19 protein-coding genes are annotated in these 16,807 nt (G+C 70.8%); 9 read left to right on the top strand and 10 right to left on the bottom strand.

What is annotated here, in order from left to right:
- Positions 1 to 18: 18 nt before the first annotated feature.
- Both ACWEOO_RS13945 and ACWEOO_RS13940 read right to left on the bottom strand, forming a co-directional pair.
- Positions 19 to 492, bottom strand: a complete 474-nt coding sequence (locus ACWEOO_RS13945; RefSeq protein WP_452143277.1) for an SAV_6107 family HEPN domain-containing protein — start codon at positions 490 to 492, stop codon at positions 19 to 21.
- A complete protein-coding gene (locus ACWEOO_RS13940) occupies positions 489 to 1,112 on the bottom strand; it encodes a DUF6504 family protein (protein WP_452143276.1) in 624 nt (207 codons plus the stop codon). The genes ACWEOO_RS13945 and ACWEOO_RS13940 overlap by 4 nt, the downstream gene beginning before the upstream one ends.
- 328 nt (positions 1,113 to 1,440) lie before the next feature.
- Here ACWEOO_RS13940 and ACWEOO_RS13935 point away from each other — a divergent pair, with 328 nt between their 5' ends.
- Both ACWEOO_RS13935 and ACWEOO_RS13930 read left to right on the top strand, forming a co-directional pair.
- Positions 1,441 to 2,004: a DM13 domain-containing protein gene (locus ACWEOO_RS13935; protein ID WP_452143275.1), complete on the top strand. Its 564-nt coding sequence runs from the start codon at positions 1,441 to 1,443 to the stop codon at positions 2,002 to 2,004.
- A 9-nt stretch (positions 2,005 to 2,013) separates the two neighbouring features.
- Entirely contained in the window at positions 2,014 to 2,484 is a 471-nt protein-coding gene (locus ACWEOO_RS13930) for a YbaK/EbsC family protein (RefSeq protein WP_363710608.1), read from the top strand.
- Here the strand turns inward: ACWEOO_RS13930 and ACWEOO_RS13925 are convergent.
- Positions 2,471 to 3,208, bottom strand: coding sequence for a nucleotidyltransferase domain-containing protein (locus ACWEOO_RS13925; RefSeq protein ID WP_452143274.1), 738 nt, complete (start codon positions 3,206 to 3,208; stop codon positions 2,471 to 2,473). The genes ACWEOO_RS13930 and ACWEOO_RS13925 overlap by 14 nt on opposite strands.
- A gap of 10 nt (positions 3,209 to 3,218) precedes the next feature.
- Complete coding sequence (locus ACWEOO_RS13920) at positions 3,219 to 5,156, bottom strand: N-acetylmuramoyl-L-alanine amidase (protein ID WP_452143273.1); 1,938 nt, start codon at positions 5,154 to 5,156, stop codon at positions 3,219 to 3,221.
- 147 nt (positions 5,157 to 5,303) lie between these two features.
- Here ACWEOO_RS13920 and ACWEOO_RS13915 point away from each other — a divergent pair, with 147 nt between their 5' ends.
- The 3 genes from ACWEOO_RS13915 to ACWEOO_RS13905 all read left to right on the top strand — a co-directional run bounded on the left by ACWEOO_RS13915 (position 5,304) and on the right by ACWEOO_RS13905 (position 9,527).
- On the top strand, positions 5,304 to 5,912 hold the full coding sequence (locus tag ACWEOO_RS13915) for a DUF4126 domain-containing protein (protein WP_452143272.1): 609 nt from the start codon (positions 5,304 to 5,306) through the stop codon (positions 5,910 to 5,912).
- Positions 5,912 to 7,219, top strand: coding sequence for a phytoene desaturase family protein (locus ACWEOO_RS13910; protein ID WP_452143271.1), 1,308 nt, complete (start codon positions 5,912 to 5,914; stop codon positions 7,217 to 7,219). Before ACWEOO_RS13915 ends, ACWEOO_RS13910 begins: the two co-directional genes overlap by 1 nt.
- Before the next feature lie 91 nt (positions 7,220 to 7,310).
- Positions 7,311 to 9,527 carry a HelD family protein gene (locus ACWEOO_RS13905; RefSeq protein WP_452143270.1) on the top strand — a complete coding sequence of 739 codons (2,217 nt, stop codon included), beginning with the start codon at positions 7,311 to 7,313 and terminating at the stop codon, positions 9,525 to 9,527.
- Positions 9,528 to 9,530: 3 nt separating this feature from the next.
- Here the strand turns inward: ACWEOO_RS13905 and ACWEOO_RS13900 are convergent, their stop codons facing one another.
- Positions 9,531 to 10,061, bottom strand: coding sequence for a SixA phosphatase family protein (locus ACWEOO_RS13900; protein WP_452143269.1), 531 nt, complete (start codon positions 10,059 to 10,061; stop codon positions 9,531 to 9,533).
- Between the two features lie 4 nt (positions 10,062 to 10,065).
- Positions 10,066 to 10,983: a methylenetetrahydrofolate reductase [NAD(P)H] gene (gene metF / locus ACWEOO_RS13895; protein WP_452143268.1), complete on the bottom strand. Its 918-nt coding sequence runs from the start codon at positions 10,981 to 10,983 to the stop codon at positions 10,066 to 10,068.
- A gap of 58 nt (positions 10,984 to 11,041) precedes the next feature.
- Here metF and ACWEOO_RS13890 point away from each other — a divergent pair, with 58 nt between their 5' ends.
- A complete protein-coding gene (locus tag ACWEOO_RS13890) occupies positions 11,042 to 12,124 on the top strand; it encodes a polyprenyl synthetase family protein (protein WP_452143267.1) in 1,083 nt (360 codons plus the stop codon).
- Here ACWEOO_RS13890 and ACWEOO_RS13885 read toward each other — a convergent pair whose 3' ends face one another.
- Positions 12,125 to 12,544, bottom strand: coding sequence for a helix-turn-helix domain-containing protein (locus ACWEOO_RS13885; RefSeq protein ID WP_452143266.1), 420 nt, complete (start codon positions 12,542 to 12,544; stop codon positions 12,125 to 12,127).
- A 76-nt stretch (positions 12,545 to 12,620) separates the two neighbouring features.
- Between ACWEOO_RS13885 and ACWEOO_RS13880 the strand changes: the two genes are divergently transcribed.
- On the top strand, positions 12,621 to 12,971 hold the full coding sequence (locus ACWEOO_RS13880; RefSeq protein ID WP_452143265.1) for a DUF4180 domain-containing protein: 351 nt from the start codon (positions 12,621 to 12,623) through the stop codon (positions 12,969 to 12,971).
- On the opposite strand, the gene ACWEOO_RS13875 is transcribed toward ACWEOO_RS13880, so the two are convergent.
- From ACWEOO_RS13875 to thiE, 3 genes are read right to left on the bottom strand one after another with little or no spacing between them, the layout of a single operon-like run.
- Positions 12,949 to 13,374, bottom strand: coding sequence for a barstar family protein (locus ACWEOO_RS13875; RefSeq protein ID WP_452143264.1), 426 nt, complete (start codon positions 13,372 to 13,374; stop codon positions 12,949 to 12,951). The two genes, ACWEOO_RS13880 and ACWEOO_RS13875, sit on opposite strands and share 23 nt — an antisense overlap.
- On the bottom strand, positions 13,371 to 13,799 hold the full coding sequence (locus ACWEOO_RS13870) for a ribonuclease domain-containing protein (RefSeq protein WP_452143263.1): 429 nt from the start codon (positions 13,797 to 13,799) through the stop codon (positions 13,371 to 13,373). Before ACWEOO_RS13870 ends, ACWEOO_RS13875 begins: the two co-directional genes overlap by 4 nt.
- Positions 13,796 to 14,443, bottom strand: a complete 648-nt coding sequence (gene thiE, locus ACWEOO_RS13865; RefSeq protein WP_359933372.1) for a thiamine phosphate synthase — start codon at positions 14,441 to 14,443, stop codon at positions 13,796 to 13,798. Before thiE ends, ACWEOO_RS13870 begins: the two co-directional genes overlap by 4 nt.
- Before the next feature lie 43 nt (positions 14,444 to 14,486).
- On the opposite strand from thiE, the gene thiO reads away from it, so the two are divergent.
- Together thiO and ACWEOO_RS13855 are read left to right on the top strand one after the other, a co-directional pair.
- The gene (thiO, locus tag ACWEOO_RS13860; RefSeq protein ID WP_452143262.1) at positions 14,487 to 15,614 is read left to right on the top strand and encodes a glycine oxidase ThiO; all 1,128 of its coding nucleotides are present in this window, start codon (positions 14,487 to 14,489) and stop codon (positions 15,612 to 15,614) included.
- A 168-nt stretch (positions 15,615 to 15,782) separates the two neighbouring features.
- Entirely contained in the window at positions 15,783 to 16,742 is a 960-nt protein-coding gene (locus ACWEOO_RS13855) for a lytic transglycosylase (protein WP_452143261.1), read from the top strand.
- Positions 16,743 to 16,807: the final 65 nt, after the last annotated feature.

Here is a 16,807-nt window from a genome sequence, read left to right as displayed (position 1 = left end):
GCGGGACGGATGCGCACCTCAGCTGGCTTGCATCCAGGACTGGGTCAGGACGGACTGCGGGTCGGTGGTCGCGGTGAGCACCGGCGTGGTGGACAACCGCAGGCTGGCTTCCACCTGGGTGTAGAAGGTCTCCACGGCGCGGATCAGGTCGTCCGCCTCGCGGGTGCTGACGGCGCGCTCCAGCCCGGCCTCGGCGGCGGCGCGCTGGGCGGCACCGGCGGCGAAGAACGTGGCCCACTCGCCGAACTCGGGCGCGACCTCGGCGAGCAGCACCCAGGCGTTGCGCTGGACCCGCCGGCGGCTGCCGGACCGGACCGGGCGGGCGCGGACGGCGAGCACCGCGGCCGCGACCCGGAGCGCCGCGACGTGGGCGCTCGAGTAGCGGATCAGATGGTCGTTGGTCTCCGTCGCCTCGGCCAGGGCGGCACGGGCACGGAACAGCTCTCGGCTGGCCGCGCCGGCCGCGGCCGGCGACACCGGTGAAACAGTCATCGGTCGGTCACCCTTTCCAGTTGCCAGCGGCCCGAGTCCGGGTCGTGGGCGAGGTCGAACATCTCTTGCCGGCCGCTCCGGCCGCAGCCGGCTTCCACCCGGAAGACCGTGCGCTCCGGTCCCCAGTCGGCGTCCAGCACCCCGACGGCCGCCGGAGTGCCGGCCGAATGCGTGCCGGCGGGAAGCGTGGCAGCGGGGCGCGAGCGGGGGTTGGCCGCCGCTGCCACGCCGGCTGTGTGCGCCCGGGCCGGACGGGCCGCGGCGCGGGCCGCCGAACAGGCCTCGGCGACGGTGGCCGCGTCGATCCGGGCCAGCGAATCGGCACCCGCGACCCGCCGGTCGGCTCGTGAGTCGGCCCGTGGGTCGATCCGGTCGAACGCGCGGTCGGCGCGGGCGTCGTACGCAGAGGTGGCGCCGGCGAAGTCGGTGCGGACGGCATACGGGTCGTGGATGTCACCGGTGCCGATGACGCCGCGCTCCCACCAGGCCGCGGTCTCGGTCCACTGGGACCTGACCGCGCGGACCCGCCAGAGGCGGCCGCGCCAGAGGAACTGGTCGGGGACCTGCACACCGTCCACCGCGATCGAGTGCACCTCGACGGCGTCGTCGAACTCCCACATGTCCCATCGCCTCCTGATCACCACCGGCCCCGAGTCGGCGGCCCGGCGAGTGGGCACGGGGTGGGGGTCGAGGACCACCCCGGTGCCGGACCCGCCGGGACCACCGGATTCCGATGCGGCCGCAACTCCGCACCGGAGCCGTCCAGTTGTCCGGTCCACCTCGGTCCGGCCTCCCGACGAAACCGGGTCCGAGGTAATCGAACATCTGTTCGAACAAGGGAAGCGTATCGCCGTCCGCCGACAGTCGTCAACGGTCCGTAAGCCCGGCGCGCCGCCGGGGGCGCGGTCCGGGCGCCAGACTGGAAGCTCCGGGACGGAGGGACGAACGATGCGGAAACGGGCAGCCGGAACGGCCGCGGCGGCGGTCGCCGTCGTGGTGGCAGCGATCGCGCTGCCGCTCTTCCAGCCGTGGCGGCTCGTCACCGACAAGGTCGTCGACGAGGCACTGCCCGGCGCTGTTCCGATCTCCACGACTTCATCGTCGACCAGGCCACCGACAATTTCCGCCGGGCCGCAACGGCCGGCCTCCCGGCCGGCGCCGCAGACCAGGGTTCTGCTGACCGGTCAGTTGATCTCGCACGAACACCGGACGTCCGGCACGGTCGCGGTGCTCGCCCTGCCCGACGGCCGCCGGATTCTCCGGATCGAGAACCTGGACACCTCCGACGGTCCCGACCTGAAGGTCTGGCTGAGCGACGCGAAGGTGGTCGCCGGCAAGGCCGGCTGGCATGTCTTCGACGACGGGCGGTACCGCGCCCTGGGCGCCCTGAAGGGCAACCACGGCAACCAGAACTACCCGATCCCCGCCGACGTGCGGCTCGGCGACTTCCGCAGCGCGGTGATCTGGTGCGACCGGTTCAACGTGTCGTTCGGCGCCGCCGGGCTGACCTAAGCTCACCCCGTGAGCAGTCATCCCAATGTGCAGAAGGTGGCCGACGCGCTGGCGGCGGCCGGTGCGACCGGCGAGATCGTGATCCTCGACGAGGCGGTGCCGACGGCGGCGGCCGCGGCGGCCGAGCTCGGCTGCGAGGTCGGCGCGATCGCGAACAGCCTGATCTTCGCCGGCGACGGCGCCCCGGTGCTGATCCTCACCTCGGGCGCGCACCGCGTGGACACCGCCAAGGTCGCTGCCGAGCTCGGGATCGGGAAGCTGAAGCGGGCCACGCCGGAGTTCGTCAAGGAGCACACCGGTCAGTCGATCGGCGGCGTCGCCCCGGTCGGGCACCCGGGCCGGGTCCCGACCTACGTCGACACCGCCCTCGAGCAGTACCCGGTGATCTGGGCCGCCGCGGGCATCCCGCACTCGGTGTTCCCGACGACGTACGGCGAGCTGCTGAAGCTCACCGACGGCACGCCGATCACCGTGAATTGAGGACGGCGGGAATCGCGGTGCGCACGAAGCGCCGGGTCAGCCCGGCGCGGGTGTGCCGCCACCAGGGACCGGTGCGGAACGCCGGCCCGTAGCGGCGGCGCCTGATGTCCTCGACGACGTCCGCGGGAGCTCCGAGGCGGGGCAGGACGTCGAAGGCCGCGCGCTTGGTGATCAGGTCGCCGGTGGCCAGCGTCACGTGGGCGCGGGCGATCGTGAGCAGGCTGAGGTCGACCCAGATGTCGGCGTACCAGTTCGACCGCTTCCGGGTGGCCGGCAGCCAGAACTCGCGCAGGTCCCGGCGGATGAAGGCGAAGAGCTCCTCGTCGCTGGTCGGCGGCAGCAGGCCGGCCGGCGCCGGGCCGAAGAGCGTCCGGTTGCCGATCGTGAGCTCCCGGCGGGTCACCGGCGTCACCGGGCGATCGAAGTACCGGCCCTGGGCGAACGTCGGGTGGCGCACCGACGGGTCGGCCAGCTGCGACCTCAGCATGTAGGAGCAGTGCAGCTTGGCTGCCAGCGGATCCGAGCGCATCAGCTCCTGGTGCAGTTCGGCCACTGCCGGGGTCGGCGGCGAAGAGACCACGGCGACGACATCCAGGTCACTGCGCCCCAGTTGGTAGTCCCCCAGCGCCAGCGAGCCGTGCAGCCAGATCGCTTCCACGGCGGCGACTTCGCGGACAGACGCAACGAAGCCGTCCAGCAGCGGCTGGACGGCTTCGTCGATCACGACAGCCAGATTAGACGGCCGGTCGGACGTCCACGTCGGCGGCCCGGACGTACGCCATCCGGTGGCCGAACCAGATCTGGTAGTACTTGTCCTTCCCGAGCACCTGGACGTGGTCCGCCGGCGGCTCACCGGCGAACGTCACGGCCCGGTAGTAGTCGGTCTCGATGCTCAGGTCACCGACCGGGTAGGCCTGGCCCTCGCCGATCGTGTACTGCAGCGGCGTCACCGTCTGGTACGGAATGCCGGCCGGGTACGCCGACTTCTCCGGGTAGGCCCGGCCGTACACCGGCACCGACGTCTTGCCCGCCTTCGGCTTCACGACCAGGCCCGGCTTGGCGAACGCGTCAGGTGCGGACGCCGGGCTCTTGAACCAGCCCTTCGCGCCCAGGTACCAGACCGCCACCCAGTCGCCCTGCCGCTCGGCCACGACGTACTCCGAACCTGCTGCGACGCGGGAGCCCATGTCGGAGACCTCGATGGTGCCGTTGGACCCGTCCGGGTGCAGACCGAGGTCCTTGACCAGCGGAGCGTTGTCGTCCGGCGCCTGGCGCAGGTAGACGAAGTTGGTGCCCTGCGGCTTGCACGGCGTGCCGGGCGCATCGCAGCTGTTGATCACCTGGACGTTGCCCTCGAAGCCCGGCTTGATCGTGACGATCGAGCCGGCCTTCACCGCGAACACGGACTTGCCCCAGATCGGCGCGCCGACCAGGTCCATGTAGTGCTCCCAGTCCCAGTACGGTCCCGGGTCCCAGTGCATGCCGCGGACCGTGGACGGGACGGTGCCCGGCACCTGGTCGTGGCCGATGATGTGCGCCCGGTCGAGCGGGATGTCGTTCTTGGCTGCCAGGTAGGCCACCAGCTTGGCCGAGTTGCGGTACAGCGCCTCGGTGTACCAGGTTGCGCCCTGGGCAGCGAAGCCCTCGTGCTCGATCCCGATGCTGTGCATGTTCACGTACCAGTTGCCGGCGTGCCAGGCGACGTCCTTGGCCTTCACGTGCTGCCAGATGTGGCCGTCCGACGAGCGCATCGTGTACTGCCAGCTCACGTACGTCGGGTCCTGGACCAGGTTCAGTACGCCCTGCCAGCCGCCCTCGGTGTCGTGGATGACGATGTAGTCGATCTTGCCGGTCTCGGGCCGGTTCGCGAGGTCGTGGTTGCCGTAGTCGCCGGCACCGAACTCCGAGTACGGCGCGGGCAGCCACTCGCAGCCGAGCGACGCCGGGCACTCCACGTCCGACGTGGACGGCTGCACCCCGGCCGGCAGCGACAGCTTGCCGAGCTGCGCCTTGTCCGGCGTCACCGCGACGGCCGGCATCACGATCTGCTGGCCGGTGTTGGTGGTCCGGGCCGCGCCCTTGGCCATGATCGTGTAGACGTCGTCGGCGAACCCGGCCGCGCCGGCCTTGTCCCCCGCCTCGGCGTACGACGCGACCGCGCCGTACCAGGCGGCGGGCGAGGTGTCCGCGCCGACCGGCAGGCCGAGCGACTTCTGGTACGACGCGAGCACCGCCGCGCCGCCGTTGATGTTGGCGGTCACGTCGGAGCGCAGCGCGCCCTGGTCGAGGCCGGTCAGCTCCGACGCCTTCTGCAGCGTCTGCAGCGACTCGGCGGTCGCGACCTTCTGCTTCCCGGACAGGTCCGCCACCTCGGACGCACCGAGTCCGGTGAGGTGCATCGGGCCGTAGCCGCCGGACGTGCTCGGCGCGCCGGCGTGGTCGTCCCAGCGGGACTCCGCGTAGGAGACGGCCAGCAGGACCGACTCCGGTACGCCGTACTTCGCGGCGGCCGCGCTGTACGCCGACGCGGCGACTGTTGACGACGCTGACGACGGGGACGGCGCACCCTGTTGGGACGCCTCGGCCGGTGGACCTCCCAACGACACGCCGGTCAAGGCGACCGGCAGCGCTACCGCAGCGAGTGCGGCAAGAATCTTCGGACGACGCAGCATGATGTTCTCCTGAACCCGTGGGCGGGTGCCGGTCACACAGACTGGCAGCCTAGTCACTGTGGGTCGAGGCGACGCGGATGTCAACGGTTAACCAAAACTCACGTCGTCGGGTTCGATACTGACGAAGAGGGATTACGGAGTACGACGATGGAAGCGCTGCCGTTGGCGGTCACGACCGGGTGGGCCAGTGGGGTGAACGCCTACGCCTGCGTGCTGATCCTGGGCCTGCTGGGCCGGTTCGCGGGCGCCGACGACGTGCCGCACGCGCTGACCACCACGCCCGTGCTGATCGCGGCGGGTGCGCTGTTCGCGTTCGAGTTCGTCGCCGACAAGATCCCCTACATCGACTCGGCGTGGGACGCGATCTCGACCGTCATCCGGCCGACGATCGGCGCGATCCTGGCGGCGCTGATGTCCGGCGAGGCCGGCACGCTGCAGCAGGCCCTGATCGCGACGACCGGCGGCGTGGTGGCGCTGCTCTCGCACGCGGTGAAGTCGAGCCTGCGGCTCGCGATCAACACCTCGCCCGAGCCGGTCACCAACATCGCCGCGTCGTCCGGCGAGGACGTCGCGGTCGCCGGCGTGGTGTCGCTGGCCGCGTTCCACCCGGAGGTCGCGCTCGTCATCGCAGGCGTCCTGCTGGTCCTCGGCCTGGTCGCGGTGTACTTCGGGTTCCGGTTCATCCGGCGCGGCTATGCCAGGTTCAAGGCCTGGCGCGACAAACGTAGTCCTGTGACGGGGAGCAGTGCTGTCTGATGGCCGATGTGATTGTCGTCGGGGCCGGTTTGGCCGGTCTCGCGAGTGCTGTGCGGCTGGCCAAGCTGGGTCACAAGGTGACCGTCTGCGAACGCGATGAGCATCTCGGCGGCGCACTGGGCCGCGTCGAGGCCGACGGCTTCACCTGGGACGCCGGTGCGGCCAGTACGACGCTGCCGGCCGCGCTGCGTGACCTGTTCCGCAAGAGCGGTCGCCCTATCGAGAGTCTGGTGCAGCTGGACCCGGTGTCCGAACCGCGGCGCCACATGTTCACCGACGGCTCCGTACTCGACCTGCCGATCAGCGACCGCGGTGCGCAGGAAGAAGCGTGGACAGACCTGGCTGGTGCACCCGTGGCCGCACAGTGGACCGCTCTGGTCGACGCCTACGGCGAGACGTGGCAGCTCCTCCGAAAGACCTCGCTGGAGCCGCCGTTGGAGGACAGGCTGCCGATCAAGACGCTCCGTGCCCTCAAGCCGTGGCAGTCGCTCGACAAGGTCGCTCAGCGCGAGCTCACCGACAACCGCGCCCGCGCGGTACTGCGACACTTCGCGGCCCAGGGTGGATCGGACGCCAGACTCACGCCGGGGTACGTCGGCGTCTGGTCGTACTTGGAGCGCACCTTCGGCCGCTGGACGATCGAAGGCGGTTTCGGAGCCCTGGCCGACGCCCTCGTACAGCGGGCCGGCGAACGGAAGATCACGGTCCGCACGAGCGCCGAGGTGGTCGCCGTCACCACATCCGGCGGCGCGGTGACCGGCGTACGGCTCGCTGACGGTGAGGAGCTGCGCGCAGACATCGTCGTTAGCGACATCGACCCGCGGGTCCTCTACGAGTCCCTCGTCGACGACCCCGCCGCCAAGAAGGTCCGCAAGCGGATCCTCTCCACTCATCAGGCCCAGGCCGCGTACGTCGTACATCTCGGCCTGAAGGACCCGGTCCCGCAGCTGCCGTTCGAGACCGTGCTGCACGGGACCCCGACCGTTGTCGTCCGTACCAGCGGCACCGCGCCGTCCGGGCACCACGCCTGGTCCGTGCTGGTCCACGGCTACCCCACCGACGATGTCCTGGACCTCCTGGTCGCCCGTGGTCTGCACGTCCGGGACAACGTGGTGTCGCGGCAGACGTCGCCGTCCTGGTGGGCCGGAGTGGCCTGGGAGGGCTACCGGACGGCCCGCCGCCGGGCGGCCAACGTGTCGCCGGTGAAGGGTCTGTACTGCGTCGGCGCGGGCGCGCACCCGGGGTCCGGCGTGCCCGCCACCACACTGGGTGCCGCGATCGTGGCGGATGCCATCGGGAAGGCTTGAGACCCCTGTGGGGTTGGACAGGTAAGCCAACTAAGATTGGCTGTTCCTGTGTTCTGAGTCGGGGCGGGTCCCGGCCGTAGAGAGGACCTCGGTGGATCAAACCCCCACATCGGCCGATCACGACGACCACGCGACCGTGGAGCGGGCTGAGCTGGCGGCGGAGCAAGAACATGTCGACCGGGTGTACGGCCGGGTCGAGGAGGCCGCACGGTCGGCGTCCCGGATCGCGGTCGAAGGCCACCAACGCGGCCAGGCGCAGAACGTCGGCCGGGTCCGCGAGGAAGAGCAGACCGGTCTGTACGAGCGGGACGTGCTGGTGTTCGCCGCCGCCCGCCGGATCGCCGAACTGGACGCCGAGCACGAGGGCCTGGTGTTCGGCCGGCTCGACTCCGACCGCGGCGACGACGAGCCGGCCGCCACGACCGCCGCCGACCTCGAGAAGCTGTACGTCGGGCGCATCGGGGTCCGCGACGCGGAGTACGAGCCGCTCGTGATCGACTGGCGGGCGCCCGCGGCCGAGCCGTTCTACCGCGCCACCGCGACGGACCGGCAGAAGGTCGTCCGGCGCCGCGTGCTGCGGAACAAGGGGGCGCGGATCGCAGGCCTCGAGGACGACCTGCTGGCACCCGAGCGCGCGCCGCAGGACCTGCCGGTGATGGGCGAGGGCGCGCTGATGGCGTCGCTGTCCCGGGCCCGTGGGCACACGATGCGCGACATCGTCGCCACGATCCAGGCCGAGCAGGACGAGGCGATCCGGTCACCGGCTCGTGGCGTCACGGTCATCGGCGGCGGACCCGGCACCGGCAAGACGGTGGTCGCGCTGCACCGCGCCGCGTACCTGCTGTACAGCGACCGCCGGCGCTTCGAGCGCGGCGGCGTCCTGGTCGTCGGCCCGTCCGCCGCGTTCATGGCCTACATCGAGCGGGTGCTGCCGAGCCTCGGCGAGAACACGGTCTCACTGCGCGCTGTCGGCGAGCTGGTCGACGGCGTGAAGGCGACCGCGGTCGACGACGCACCGGCCGCGGCTATCAAGGGCTCGCTGCGCATGCGCGGCGTCCTGTCGCGGGCCGCGCGCGACCGGGTGCCGAACGCGCCGACCACGCTCCGGGTCTTCCTCGGTGGCGCAACCGTCGAGCTCGACGCGAACCAGCTCGACAACGTCCGGCGGAACGCACTGCGCCGGACGGCGCGCAACCGCGCGGCAGGCGAGGCGCGCAAGGGCCTGATCGCCGCACTGTGGCAGCGGTTCCCGGAGGACCTGCGCACCGGTCCGCTCGGCGACCGTGAGGCGTTCGGTGACCGCGTCGCCGACACCCCGGCGTTCCGGACGTTCTTCAGCCAGTGGTGGCCGGTGCTGAGCCCGGAGGCCGTGCTGCGCTGGCTCGGGGACGCACGCCGCCTCCAGCGCTGGGCGCGCAACGACCTGACTCCCATCGAGGTCGACACCCTCGCCACGGCGATCCGCTCGACAGCAGAGTTCACGATTGCCGACGTCGCCTTGCTGGACGAGCTGAGCACCTTCCTGGGCCGTCCTCCGATCGTGGAGAACAAGGACGACGAGTTCGACTGGCTGGAAGGGCTGTCGGACGGCGTCAACGAAGTCCTGACCAGCTCGGAGCGCCGGGCCCGGGCCGCGGCCGCCCGGGAGGCGGAGGAGCCGGACGAGTATGCGCATGTGCTGGTGGACGAGGCACAGGACCTCTCCCCCATGCAGTGGCGGATGGTGACACGGCGCGGACCGCAGGCCAGCTGGACGATCGTCGGCGACCCGGCGCAGAGCTCCTGGCCGGACCCGGACGAGGCGCGGGCCGCGATGGACTCGATGCTGTCGCACCTGCAGCGGCACGCGTTCCGGCTGTCCACCAACTACCGGAACTCGGCCGAGATCTACTCGTTCGCCGGTGAGGTGATCCGGCAGTCCATCCCGGACGCGGACCTGCCGAACGCGGTCCGCAGTACCGGGGTGGAACCGGAGCACCGGGTCTTCGACGCCGGCAAGGTCTCCCAGGCCGCGGGCGACGCCGCGGTCGAGCTGCTCCAGCTCGTCGAGGGCACCGTCGGCGTCATCGTGCCGCCGGCGCTGCGTCCGGCGGTCGATCCGGTCCTGGCCGAGCTCGACGACCCGCGGGTCGTCGCCGTCAGCCCGCTCGACTCCAAGGGCCTCGAGTACGACGCGGTGGTCGTCGTCGAACCGGACCGGATCGTCAGCGACACGCTGGGCGGTGTCCGGGCGCTCTACGTCGTCCTGACCAGGGCGACGCAGCGGCTGATCACCGTCAACAGCAGCACCCGCTGGCTGCCGTCCTAGGTCCTAGGCGCGCGGTACGACGAAGGACACCAGGTCGGCGTCGTTCGCGGACAGGTCCGCCCAGTGGCAGGTGAGGTGCAGGACCGCCAGGCCGGTGGTCGGGTACTTCTGGGTGAGCTCGACGCGCTCGGGGCTGGTGCCGTCCAGCGCGAGCTCGTCGGCGAGCCAGGGGATGCCGGGCCCGTGGCCGACGACGACCACGGTGCGGGCCTCGGCCGGGGCCTCGTGGATCACGTCCAGGATGCTCTCGCTGTCGGCGTTGTAGACCCGCTTGTCGTACCAGACGTCCTTGGCGGTGACGCCGGCCTCGGCGACGTACTTCCAGGTCTCGCGGGTGCGCTTCGACGGCGAGCACAGCACCAGGTCCGGTTCGATGCCCTGGGCAACGAGGTACCGGCCGGCCGCGCCCGCGTCGGCGCGGCCGCGGTCGGACAGCGGACGTTCGAAGTCCTGCATCGTCTCCGGCGGCACCGCCTTCGCGTGCCGGAGCAGGACGAGCGTGCGATCGATCAACAGGTCCGACGGGTCAGCCATTGCGTCAGGATACGACGGACGCCTTGAGGTTGAGGAACACCTGTCGGGTCGCGGTGGATCTGTTCAGGGTGATGAAATGGATGCCGGGAGCTCCGCCGGCAAGCAAACGTTCGCACAACTCGGTCGCGATCTCGATGCCGGCCGCGCGGACGGCGGCCGGGTCGTCCTCGACCGCGAGCAGCCGGTCGGTGACGGCGGCCGGCAGCGCCATGCCGGTGAGGTCGGCCATCCGCTGGATCTGCTTGATGTTCGTGACCGGCATGATGCCGGGCAGTACCGGGATGTCGCAGCCGAGCGCGGCGGCCCGGTCGACGAGCCGGAAGTAGTCGTCGGCGCCGAAGAACATCTGCGTGATCGCGTAGTCGGCGCCGGCCCGCGCCTTCGCGGCGAGCACCTGCGCGTCGGCCTCGAGCGAGTCCGCCTCCGGATGCTTGTCCGGGAAGGCGGCGACGCCGACGCAGAAGTCGCCGAGCGAACGGATCAGCTCGACCAGTTCGATCGCGTGGTTCAGCCCCTCGGGGTGCGCGACCCACGGCTGGTTCGGGCCGCCCGGCGGGTCGCCGCGCAGCGCGAGCATGTTGCGGACCCCGGAGCCGGCGTACGCGCCGATCACCGAGCGGAGCTCGTCACGGGAGTGCGCGACACAGGTCAGGTGGCCGAGCGGGGTGAGCGAGGTGTCCTGCGCGACCCGCTCGGTGACCCGGATGGTGCCGTCCCGGGTGGTGCCGCCGGCGCCGTACGTGATCGACACGAAGGTCGGCCGCAGCTGCTCGATCTCGCGGATCGAGCGCCACAGCACCTCCTCCGCCTCGGGGGTCTTCGGCGGGAAGAACTCGAACGAGAACGACCGGTCGCCGGACGCGAGCAGCTCACGGATGGTCGGCGCACCGCCGGGAAGCGTCGAGGGAAGTCCGTTCGCCATGGCGATCAGGTTACCCGCGGTGGCCGCTGCCGTCTGCCGACCGACTACGCTCCGAGACGTGGCCCGAGATGTGGATGGCGATGTGGATGTCCCGGCCGGGATCCAGCAGGTGCTGACCCGGTTCCTGGACCGGCAGGAGGAGCGGCTGACCGCGATCGGCCCGGAGCTGGCCGAGCAGGTGCAGGCCGCGCGGGAGGCGACCAGCGGCGGCAAGCGGCTGCGTCCCTCCTTCTGTTACTGGGGTTTCCGGGCCGCCGGCGGTGACCCCGCGCAGCCGATCCTGGAGGCGGCGGCGAGCCTGGAGATGCTGCACGTCAGCGCGCTGGTGCACGACGACGTGATGGATTCCTCCGACGTACGCCGGGGCGCGCCGGCCGCGCACCGCCGGTTCGAGGCGCAGCAGCGGGAGCGCGCCGCGCAGTCGGGGTACGGCGCGGATCCGGTCGGCTTCGGGGTCGGGGCCGCGATCCTGCTCGGCGACCTGTGCCTGATCTGGGCCGACGAGCTGCTGCACACCTCGGGCTTCGACGCGGCCGCCCTGGCCCGCGCGGAGCAGTACTTCGACGCCGTCCGGGTCGAGGTGACGGCCGGTCAGTACCTCGATCTGCTCGCGCAGGCCAGCGGCGAGTCGGACATGGATCTGGCGTTGCGGGTGCTGCGCTACAAGTCCGCGACGTACACGATCGAGCGGCCGTTGCACATCGGCGCCGCACTGGGCGGCGGGGACGAGCAGCTGATCACGTCGCTGTCCGGGTACGGGCTGCCGTTGGGCGAGGCGTTCCAACTGCGCGACGACCTGCTCGGCGTGTTCGGCGATCCGGCCGTCACCGGCAAGCCCGCCGGGGACGACCTGCGCGAGGGCAAGCGGACGGTCCTGATCGCGTACGCCGTCGACCACGCGTCGGAGACCCAGCTGGCCGAGTTCGACCGGCTCTTCGGCCGCCCCGACCTGGACGACGACGAGATCCAGCTGCTGCGCGAGATCCTCCAGGACTCCCGCGCCGTGCAAGCCTGCGAGGACCTGATCACCGACCGCACCGAGGACGCCCTCTACGCACTCGACCAGGCCGCCATCGCGGACGAGGTCGCCCGCAAGGCCCTCACCGACCTGGTGGTCGCCGCCACGTCGCGCGTCGTGTAGCTACTGGTCCGCGAGCAGGTTGATGAGCCGCAGGAGGTCGGCCGTGGCGGTGAGGTTGCCGAGGATGATGACCTTCAGGACGGCCCGGTCCTCGTCGTAGATCGTCTCGGCCTTGAGGTGCACGGCCTCGGGCTGGTTGAGCGCGCCGTGGATGTGCGTGCTGAGGCGGTCCGCGGTGGCCCGGTCGACGGCGTCGATGTGGACGATGCTCGACGCCTCGACGTGCCGGGCGGAGCGGTCGACCTCGACGACGGCGGTCGGCGTACCGGTGAACTTCTCCAGGTCCTCGCGGGTGATCCGGTATTGCTTGCCGATCCGCACCGCCTTCAGCCGTCCGTCGCGGACGTAGTTGCGGATCGTGCGGACGTGCAGCCCCAGGCGGTTCGCGACCTGCTCCACCGAGTACAGCTCCTGGGCCATCTCCTCAGCGTAAGGCACGTTCCTTAGAATTCCCTATAAATAGTCAGATTCAGGCATTTAGGGTACTTTCGGGTACATGCCACGGGTACATGTCAGCGAGACACCGCTCGGCGACGAGCAGGACGTCGTCCAGCTCATCGTCGACGCGCACTACGCGCACGAGGCCGAGTGGATCGCGTTCACGCCGGAGCAGGTCGGCGACGACTTCTTCGAGCTGCGCACCGGGCGGGCCGGCGCGATCACCCAGAAGTTCGTCATGTACCAGATGGGCCTGGCCGTCGTCGGCGACATCTCGGCCCGGGTGGCGGCGAGCAAGCCGCTCGCGGACTGGGTGCGGGAGAGCAACCGCGGCCGCAACCTGCTGTTCGCCGCGGACCTCGACGAGCTGACCGAGCAGCTAGGGCTTAGAGGATCGGGAGTGAGCTGAGCAGGTCGGAGGTGTCGGTCTCCGCGACGAGGACGCGGAGCTGGCCGGAGTTCGTGGTGTCCTCGGCGAAGATCTGCAGCGCGACGTCGACGGTGTCGTGGTCGTGCTCGAGCAGGTGGCGCAGGCCCGTCCAGAGCACGACCTCGGGTGCACCGGTCGAGCGGTCGCTGAGCGAGTCGGCCAGCGCGTCCCAGTTCCGGCCGAACCAGCGCGGCAGGTCGAACGCGGTCGCGCACAGGTCGAGGAAGCCGGCCTTGTCGTGGATCTCGCCGGTGTCGAGCAGCACGAACCCGAAACCCTCTGCCAAGGCATCACGACGTACGTCGTCGGCGCCGGGCGCATCCGGCCAGCGGTAGACCCCGGGCCGCAGCCCCTCCTCCAGCAGGGCGCGCAGTGACGTCATGAGGTTCCCCCGTCTTCCGCGATCCGGCGGAAGGACTTGTAGTGGTCGTCCGTGTAGTAACGCTCGCCGGCGTTCCCGGTCACGATCCGGCGGGCGCCGCGGTCCTTCTCGCCCGGCGTCTTCACGGTGTACTCGTGGTAGTAGCCGCGGTCGTGCTTCGGCAGGATCTTCTCCAGGTTGCCGAAGACGACGCCGTCGCGGCTGTACGGGTACGGGCCGCCCTGCTCGATCAGCTTCAGCGTGTCCTGCGCCTCCTTCGGCAGGTCCGCCGTGGCGACGATCCGCAGACCGCTCTCCGCGTCGACGTCCGGCTTCTTCTCGGCCGTGCCGGCCGCACACCCGAACAGCGACGCCGCCAGCGTGATCACGAGCATCGCGATCACCACGACCGCGACGATCCGCGCGGCCTTCGGGTTGTTGATCACCCAGCCACCCTCAGTCGCCGGCTGAACTCGGCGGCCGCCGCCTCCGGATCGTCGGCCTCGGTGATCGCCCGCACGACCACCACCCGCGTGGCCCCCGCCTCGAGGACCTCGTCGAGCCGCTGCAGGTCGATACCGCCGATCGCGAACCACGGCTTCGGCTGCCGGCGCCCGGCCGCGTACGACACCAGCTCCAGACCCGCCGCCTGACGCCCCGGCTTGGTCGGGGTCTCCCAGGTCGGCCCGACGCAGAAGTAGTCCGAGCCCACCTCGTCGACCGCGGCGTTCACCTGACTGAACGAGTGCGTCGAGCGCCCGATGACCGGCCCCGGTCCGGTGATCGCGCGCGCGGCGTGCACCGGCAGGTCACGCTGCCCCAGGTGCAGTACGTCGGCTCCGGCGGCGAACGCGATGTCGGCGCGGTCGTTGACGGCCAGCAGCTTGCCGTGCCGCTTGCACACGTCGGCGAACACCTCCAGCGCGGCCAGCTCGTCCGCGGCCTCCATGTCCTTCTGCCGGAGCTGCACGATGTCCACGCCACCGGCCAGTGCGGCGTCCAGGAACTGTTCGAGGTCGCCCTGCTTCTCACGGGCGTCCGTGCACAGGTAGAGCCGGGCATCAGCGAGACGGTCGGTGTGGTCAGTCACACCCCAAAGCCTGCCATGTCCGCCCGGAAGTAGGGTTGAGGGCATGCCTGACGTGGTTGTTATCGGCGCCGGACTGATCGGGCTCGCGACTGCGTGGCGGCTGGCCTCGGACGGGGTACAAGTAGCGGTCTGCGACCCCACGCCAGGTGCGCAGACGTCCAACGTCGCCGCCGGCATGCTGGCTCCGGTCACCGAGGTCGAGTTCGGCGAGGACGACCTACTCGCGCTCAATCTCGCGTCCGTCAACGCCTGGCCCGCCTTCGCGGCCGAGCTGGAGGAACTGACCGGCCAACCCGCCGGGCTGCACCAGACCGGCACACTGTCGGTCGCGTACGACGTCGACGACATGTCGGTGCTCCGCCGGGTCGCCGACTACCAGCGCAGGCTCGGGCTCGAGGTGGAGGTGCTGTCCGGCCGTGACGCCCGCCGCCGCGAGCCCATGCTCGCCACCGGCGTCTCCGGCGGCGTCTGGGTTCCGGGTGACCACTCCGTCGACAACCGGCAGGCCGTGGCCACTCTCCTGCGTGCCGTGGAGTTGTCCGGCGTCGAGCTCATCCGCCGCCGCGTCACGCGGGTCATCACCTCCGGCACGATGGCTGTCGGCGTAGAGCTGGACAACGGTGACACGGTGCACGCAGGGCAGATCATCGCGGCGGCAGGGCCGTGGACGTCGCAGCTGGGCGGCGTACCCGACGAGCTCCGCCCGCCGGTGCGTCCCGTGAAGGGTGAGGTACTGCGGCTGCGTGTCCCAGAGGCGTACCGGCCGGCCCTGCACCACACCGTGCGCGCGACAGCCCGTGGCTTCTCTGTCTACCTGGTCCCGCGCCCTGGCGGCGAGCTGGTGGTCGGGGCGACCAGCACCGAGCTCGGCTACGACACCCGCGTGCTGGCCGGTGGCGTGTTCGCGCTGCTCCGCGACGCGCGGACCGTGCTGCCGGTCACCGACGAACTCGAACTCGTCGAGTCGATCGCCGGGCTCCGGCCCGCGACGCCGGACAACGCGCCGGTGCTCGGACCGTCCGGGCTGGATCGGTTGCTCTGGGCAACCGGCCACTACCGCAACGGCGTGCTGCTGACGCCGGTCACCGCGCAGGTCCTGGCCGAGACCGTGCGGACCGGGACGCTGCCCGACCTCGGGAAGCCGTTCCTGGCCGCCCGGTTCGGTCACTGACTCACCGTTGCCCGCAGCAACCGGAAAGATTGTGAACGACAACAATGTAGTTCAGCCTTGAATTGTAACCTTTGCGTTACAGGCGTAACACCAACCCCATTCGCCCCTGTTGTCACATCCGTACCAGCACATACGGTCAATTGACGTTCACACGGGGAGTTGGTTGCGATGCGCAACGTCGTACGGATTCTGAGCGGACTGGCCGTGCCGGTGCTGGCGGCGGCGGTGATCACGGCCGGCTCGCCGGGCTGGGGCGCGTACAAGGTGAAGCAGGGCGACACCCTGAGCCACATCGCCGGCCGCTACGGCACGACGGTGTCGACGCTGGTCGCGCTGAACCACCTGCCCGGCAACGGCAACGCCATTTACGCAGGCGAGGTCCTCAAGGTCCCGGCCAAGGGCTCCGGTCAGGGCTCGGCGAAGAGCACCGCCAAGACGCCGGCGAAGCGCTCCCAGCTCGGCCGGGTGACATACGTCGTGAAGCCCGGCGACACCGTGTCCGGGATCGCGAAGCGCTTCAAGTGCTCGCAGGCGAACCTGCTCGCCGCGAACGGGCTCAAGGCCGGCGACCGCATCTACGCCGGCAAGCCGCTGCAGGTCCCGGTGAAGATCCGCCCGAAGGCGCGGACGGACAACACGTTCGCCGGCCGGACCTACGCCGACCACATCGTCGCGCAGGCCAACCGCAACCGGGCGACGCTGAAGAAGCGCAAGCTGCCGACCCGGGCTCAGATGCGGTCACTGATCGTGAGCACCTCACAGCGGTACGGCGTCGATCCGGAGCTGGCGCTCGCGGTCAGCTGGCAGGAGTCCGGCTGGAAGCAACGCGTGGTCTCGCCCGCGAACGCGATCGGCGCGATGCAGGTCATCCCGTCGACCGGCCGGTTCGCCTCCCGGCTCGTCGGGTGCGACCTGGACCTGCTCGAGCCCCGCGACAACGTGACCGCCGGCGTCGTCCTGCTCAGCCGCCTGACCGGCGCCGCCCGGCTCGACATCGCGGTGGCCGGCTACTACCAGGGCCTCGGCGGCGTGAAGAAGAACGGCATGTACCCCGACACGAAGCTCTACGTGAAGAACGTCCTGCGCATCAAGGCCCAGCTCGAACGCGGGTGGGATCCGCTGCGGTGAGCCTGAGCCGGGCACGCTGAGCTGTTATCTACACTCTCTGCAGAACGGTTTGGGGAGAGGCGGCT

It is taken from the genome of Kribbella sp. NPDC004138, from assembly GCF_053603655.1.
Note: the sequence above shows the minus strand (reverse complement) of the source record. Positions and strands in the feature narration are given on the sequence as shown.

Excerpts from the sequence above, each read along its gene's own strand:
- ACWEOO_RS13945 (WP_452143277.1), bottom strand. The coding sequence starts at position 492 with ATGACTGTTTCACCGGTGTCGCCGGCCGCGGCCGGCGCGGCCAGCCGA.
- ACWEOO_RS13940 (WP_452143276.1), bottom strand. The coding sequence starts at position 1,112 with ATGTGGGAGTTCGACGACGCCGTCGAGGTGCACTCGATCGCGGTGGAC.
- ACWEOO_RS13935 (WP_452143275.1), top strand. The coding sequence starts at position 1,441 with ATGCGGAAACGGGCAGCCGGAACGGCCGCGGCGGCGGTCGCCGTCGTG.
- ACWEOO_RS13920 (WP_452143273.1), bottom strand. The coding sequence starts at position 5,156 with ATGCTGCGTCGTCCGAAGATTCTTGCCGCACTCGCTGCGGTAGCGCTG.
- ACWEOO_RS13915 (WP_452143272.1), top strand. The coding sequence starts at position 5,304 with ATGGAAGCGCTGCCGTTGGCGGTCACGACCGGGTGGGCCAGTGGGGTG.
- ACWEOO_RS13910 (WP_452143271.1), top strand. The coding sequence starts at position 5,912 with ATGGCCGATGTGATTGTCGTCGGGGCCGGTTTGGCCGGTCTCGCGAGT.
- ACWEOO_RS13900 (WP_452143269.1), bottom strand. The coding sequence starts at position 10,061 with ATGGCTGACCCGTCGGACCTGTTGATCGATCGCACGCTCGTCCTGCTC.
- metF (WP_452143268.1), bottom strand. The coding sequence starts at position 10,983 with ATGGCGAACGGACTTCCCTCGACGCTTCCCGGCGGTGCGCCGACCATC.
- ACWEOO_RS13885 (WP_452143266.1), bottom strand. The coding sequence starts at position 12,544 with ATGGCCCAGGAGCTGTACTCGGTGGAGCAGGTCGCGAACCGCCTGGGG.
- ACWEOO_RS13880 (WP_452143265.1), top strand. The coding sequence starts at position 12,621 with ATGCCACGGGTACATGTCAGCGAGACACCGCTCGGCGACGAGCAGGAC.
- ACWEOO_RS13875 (WP_452143264.1), bottom strand. The coding sequence starts at position 13,374 with ATGACGTCACTGCGCGCCCTGCTGGAGGAGGGGCTGCGGCCCGGGGTC.
- thiO (WP_452143262.1), top strand. The coding sequence starts at position 14,487 with ATGCCTGACGTGGTTGTTATCGGCGCCGGACTGATCGGGCTCGCGACT.
- ACWEOO_RS13855 (WP_452143261.1), top strand. The coding sequence starts at position 15,783 with ATGCGCAACGTCGTACGGATTCTGAGCGGACTGGCCGTGCCGGTGCTG.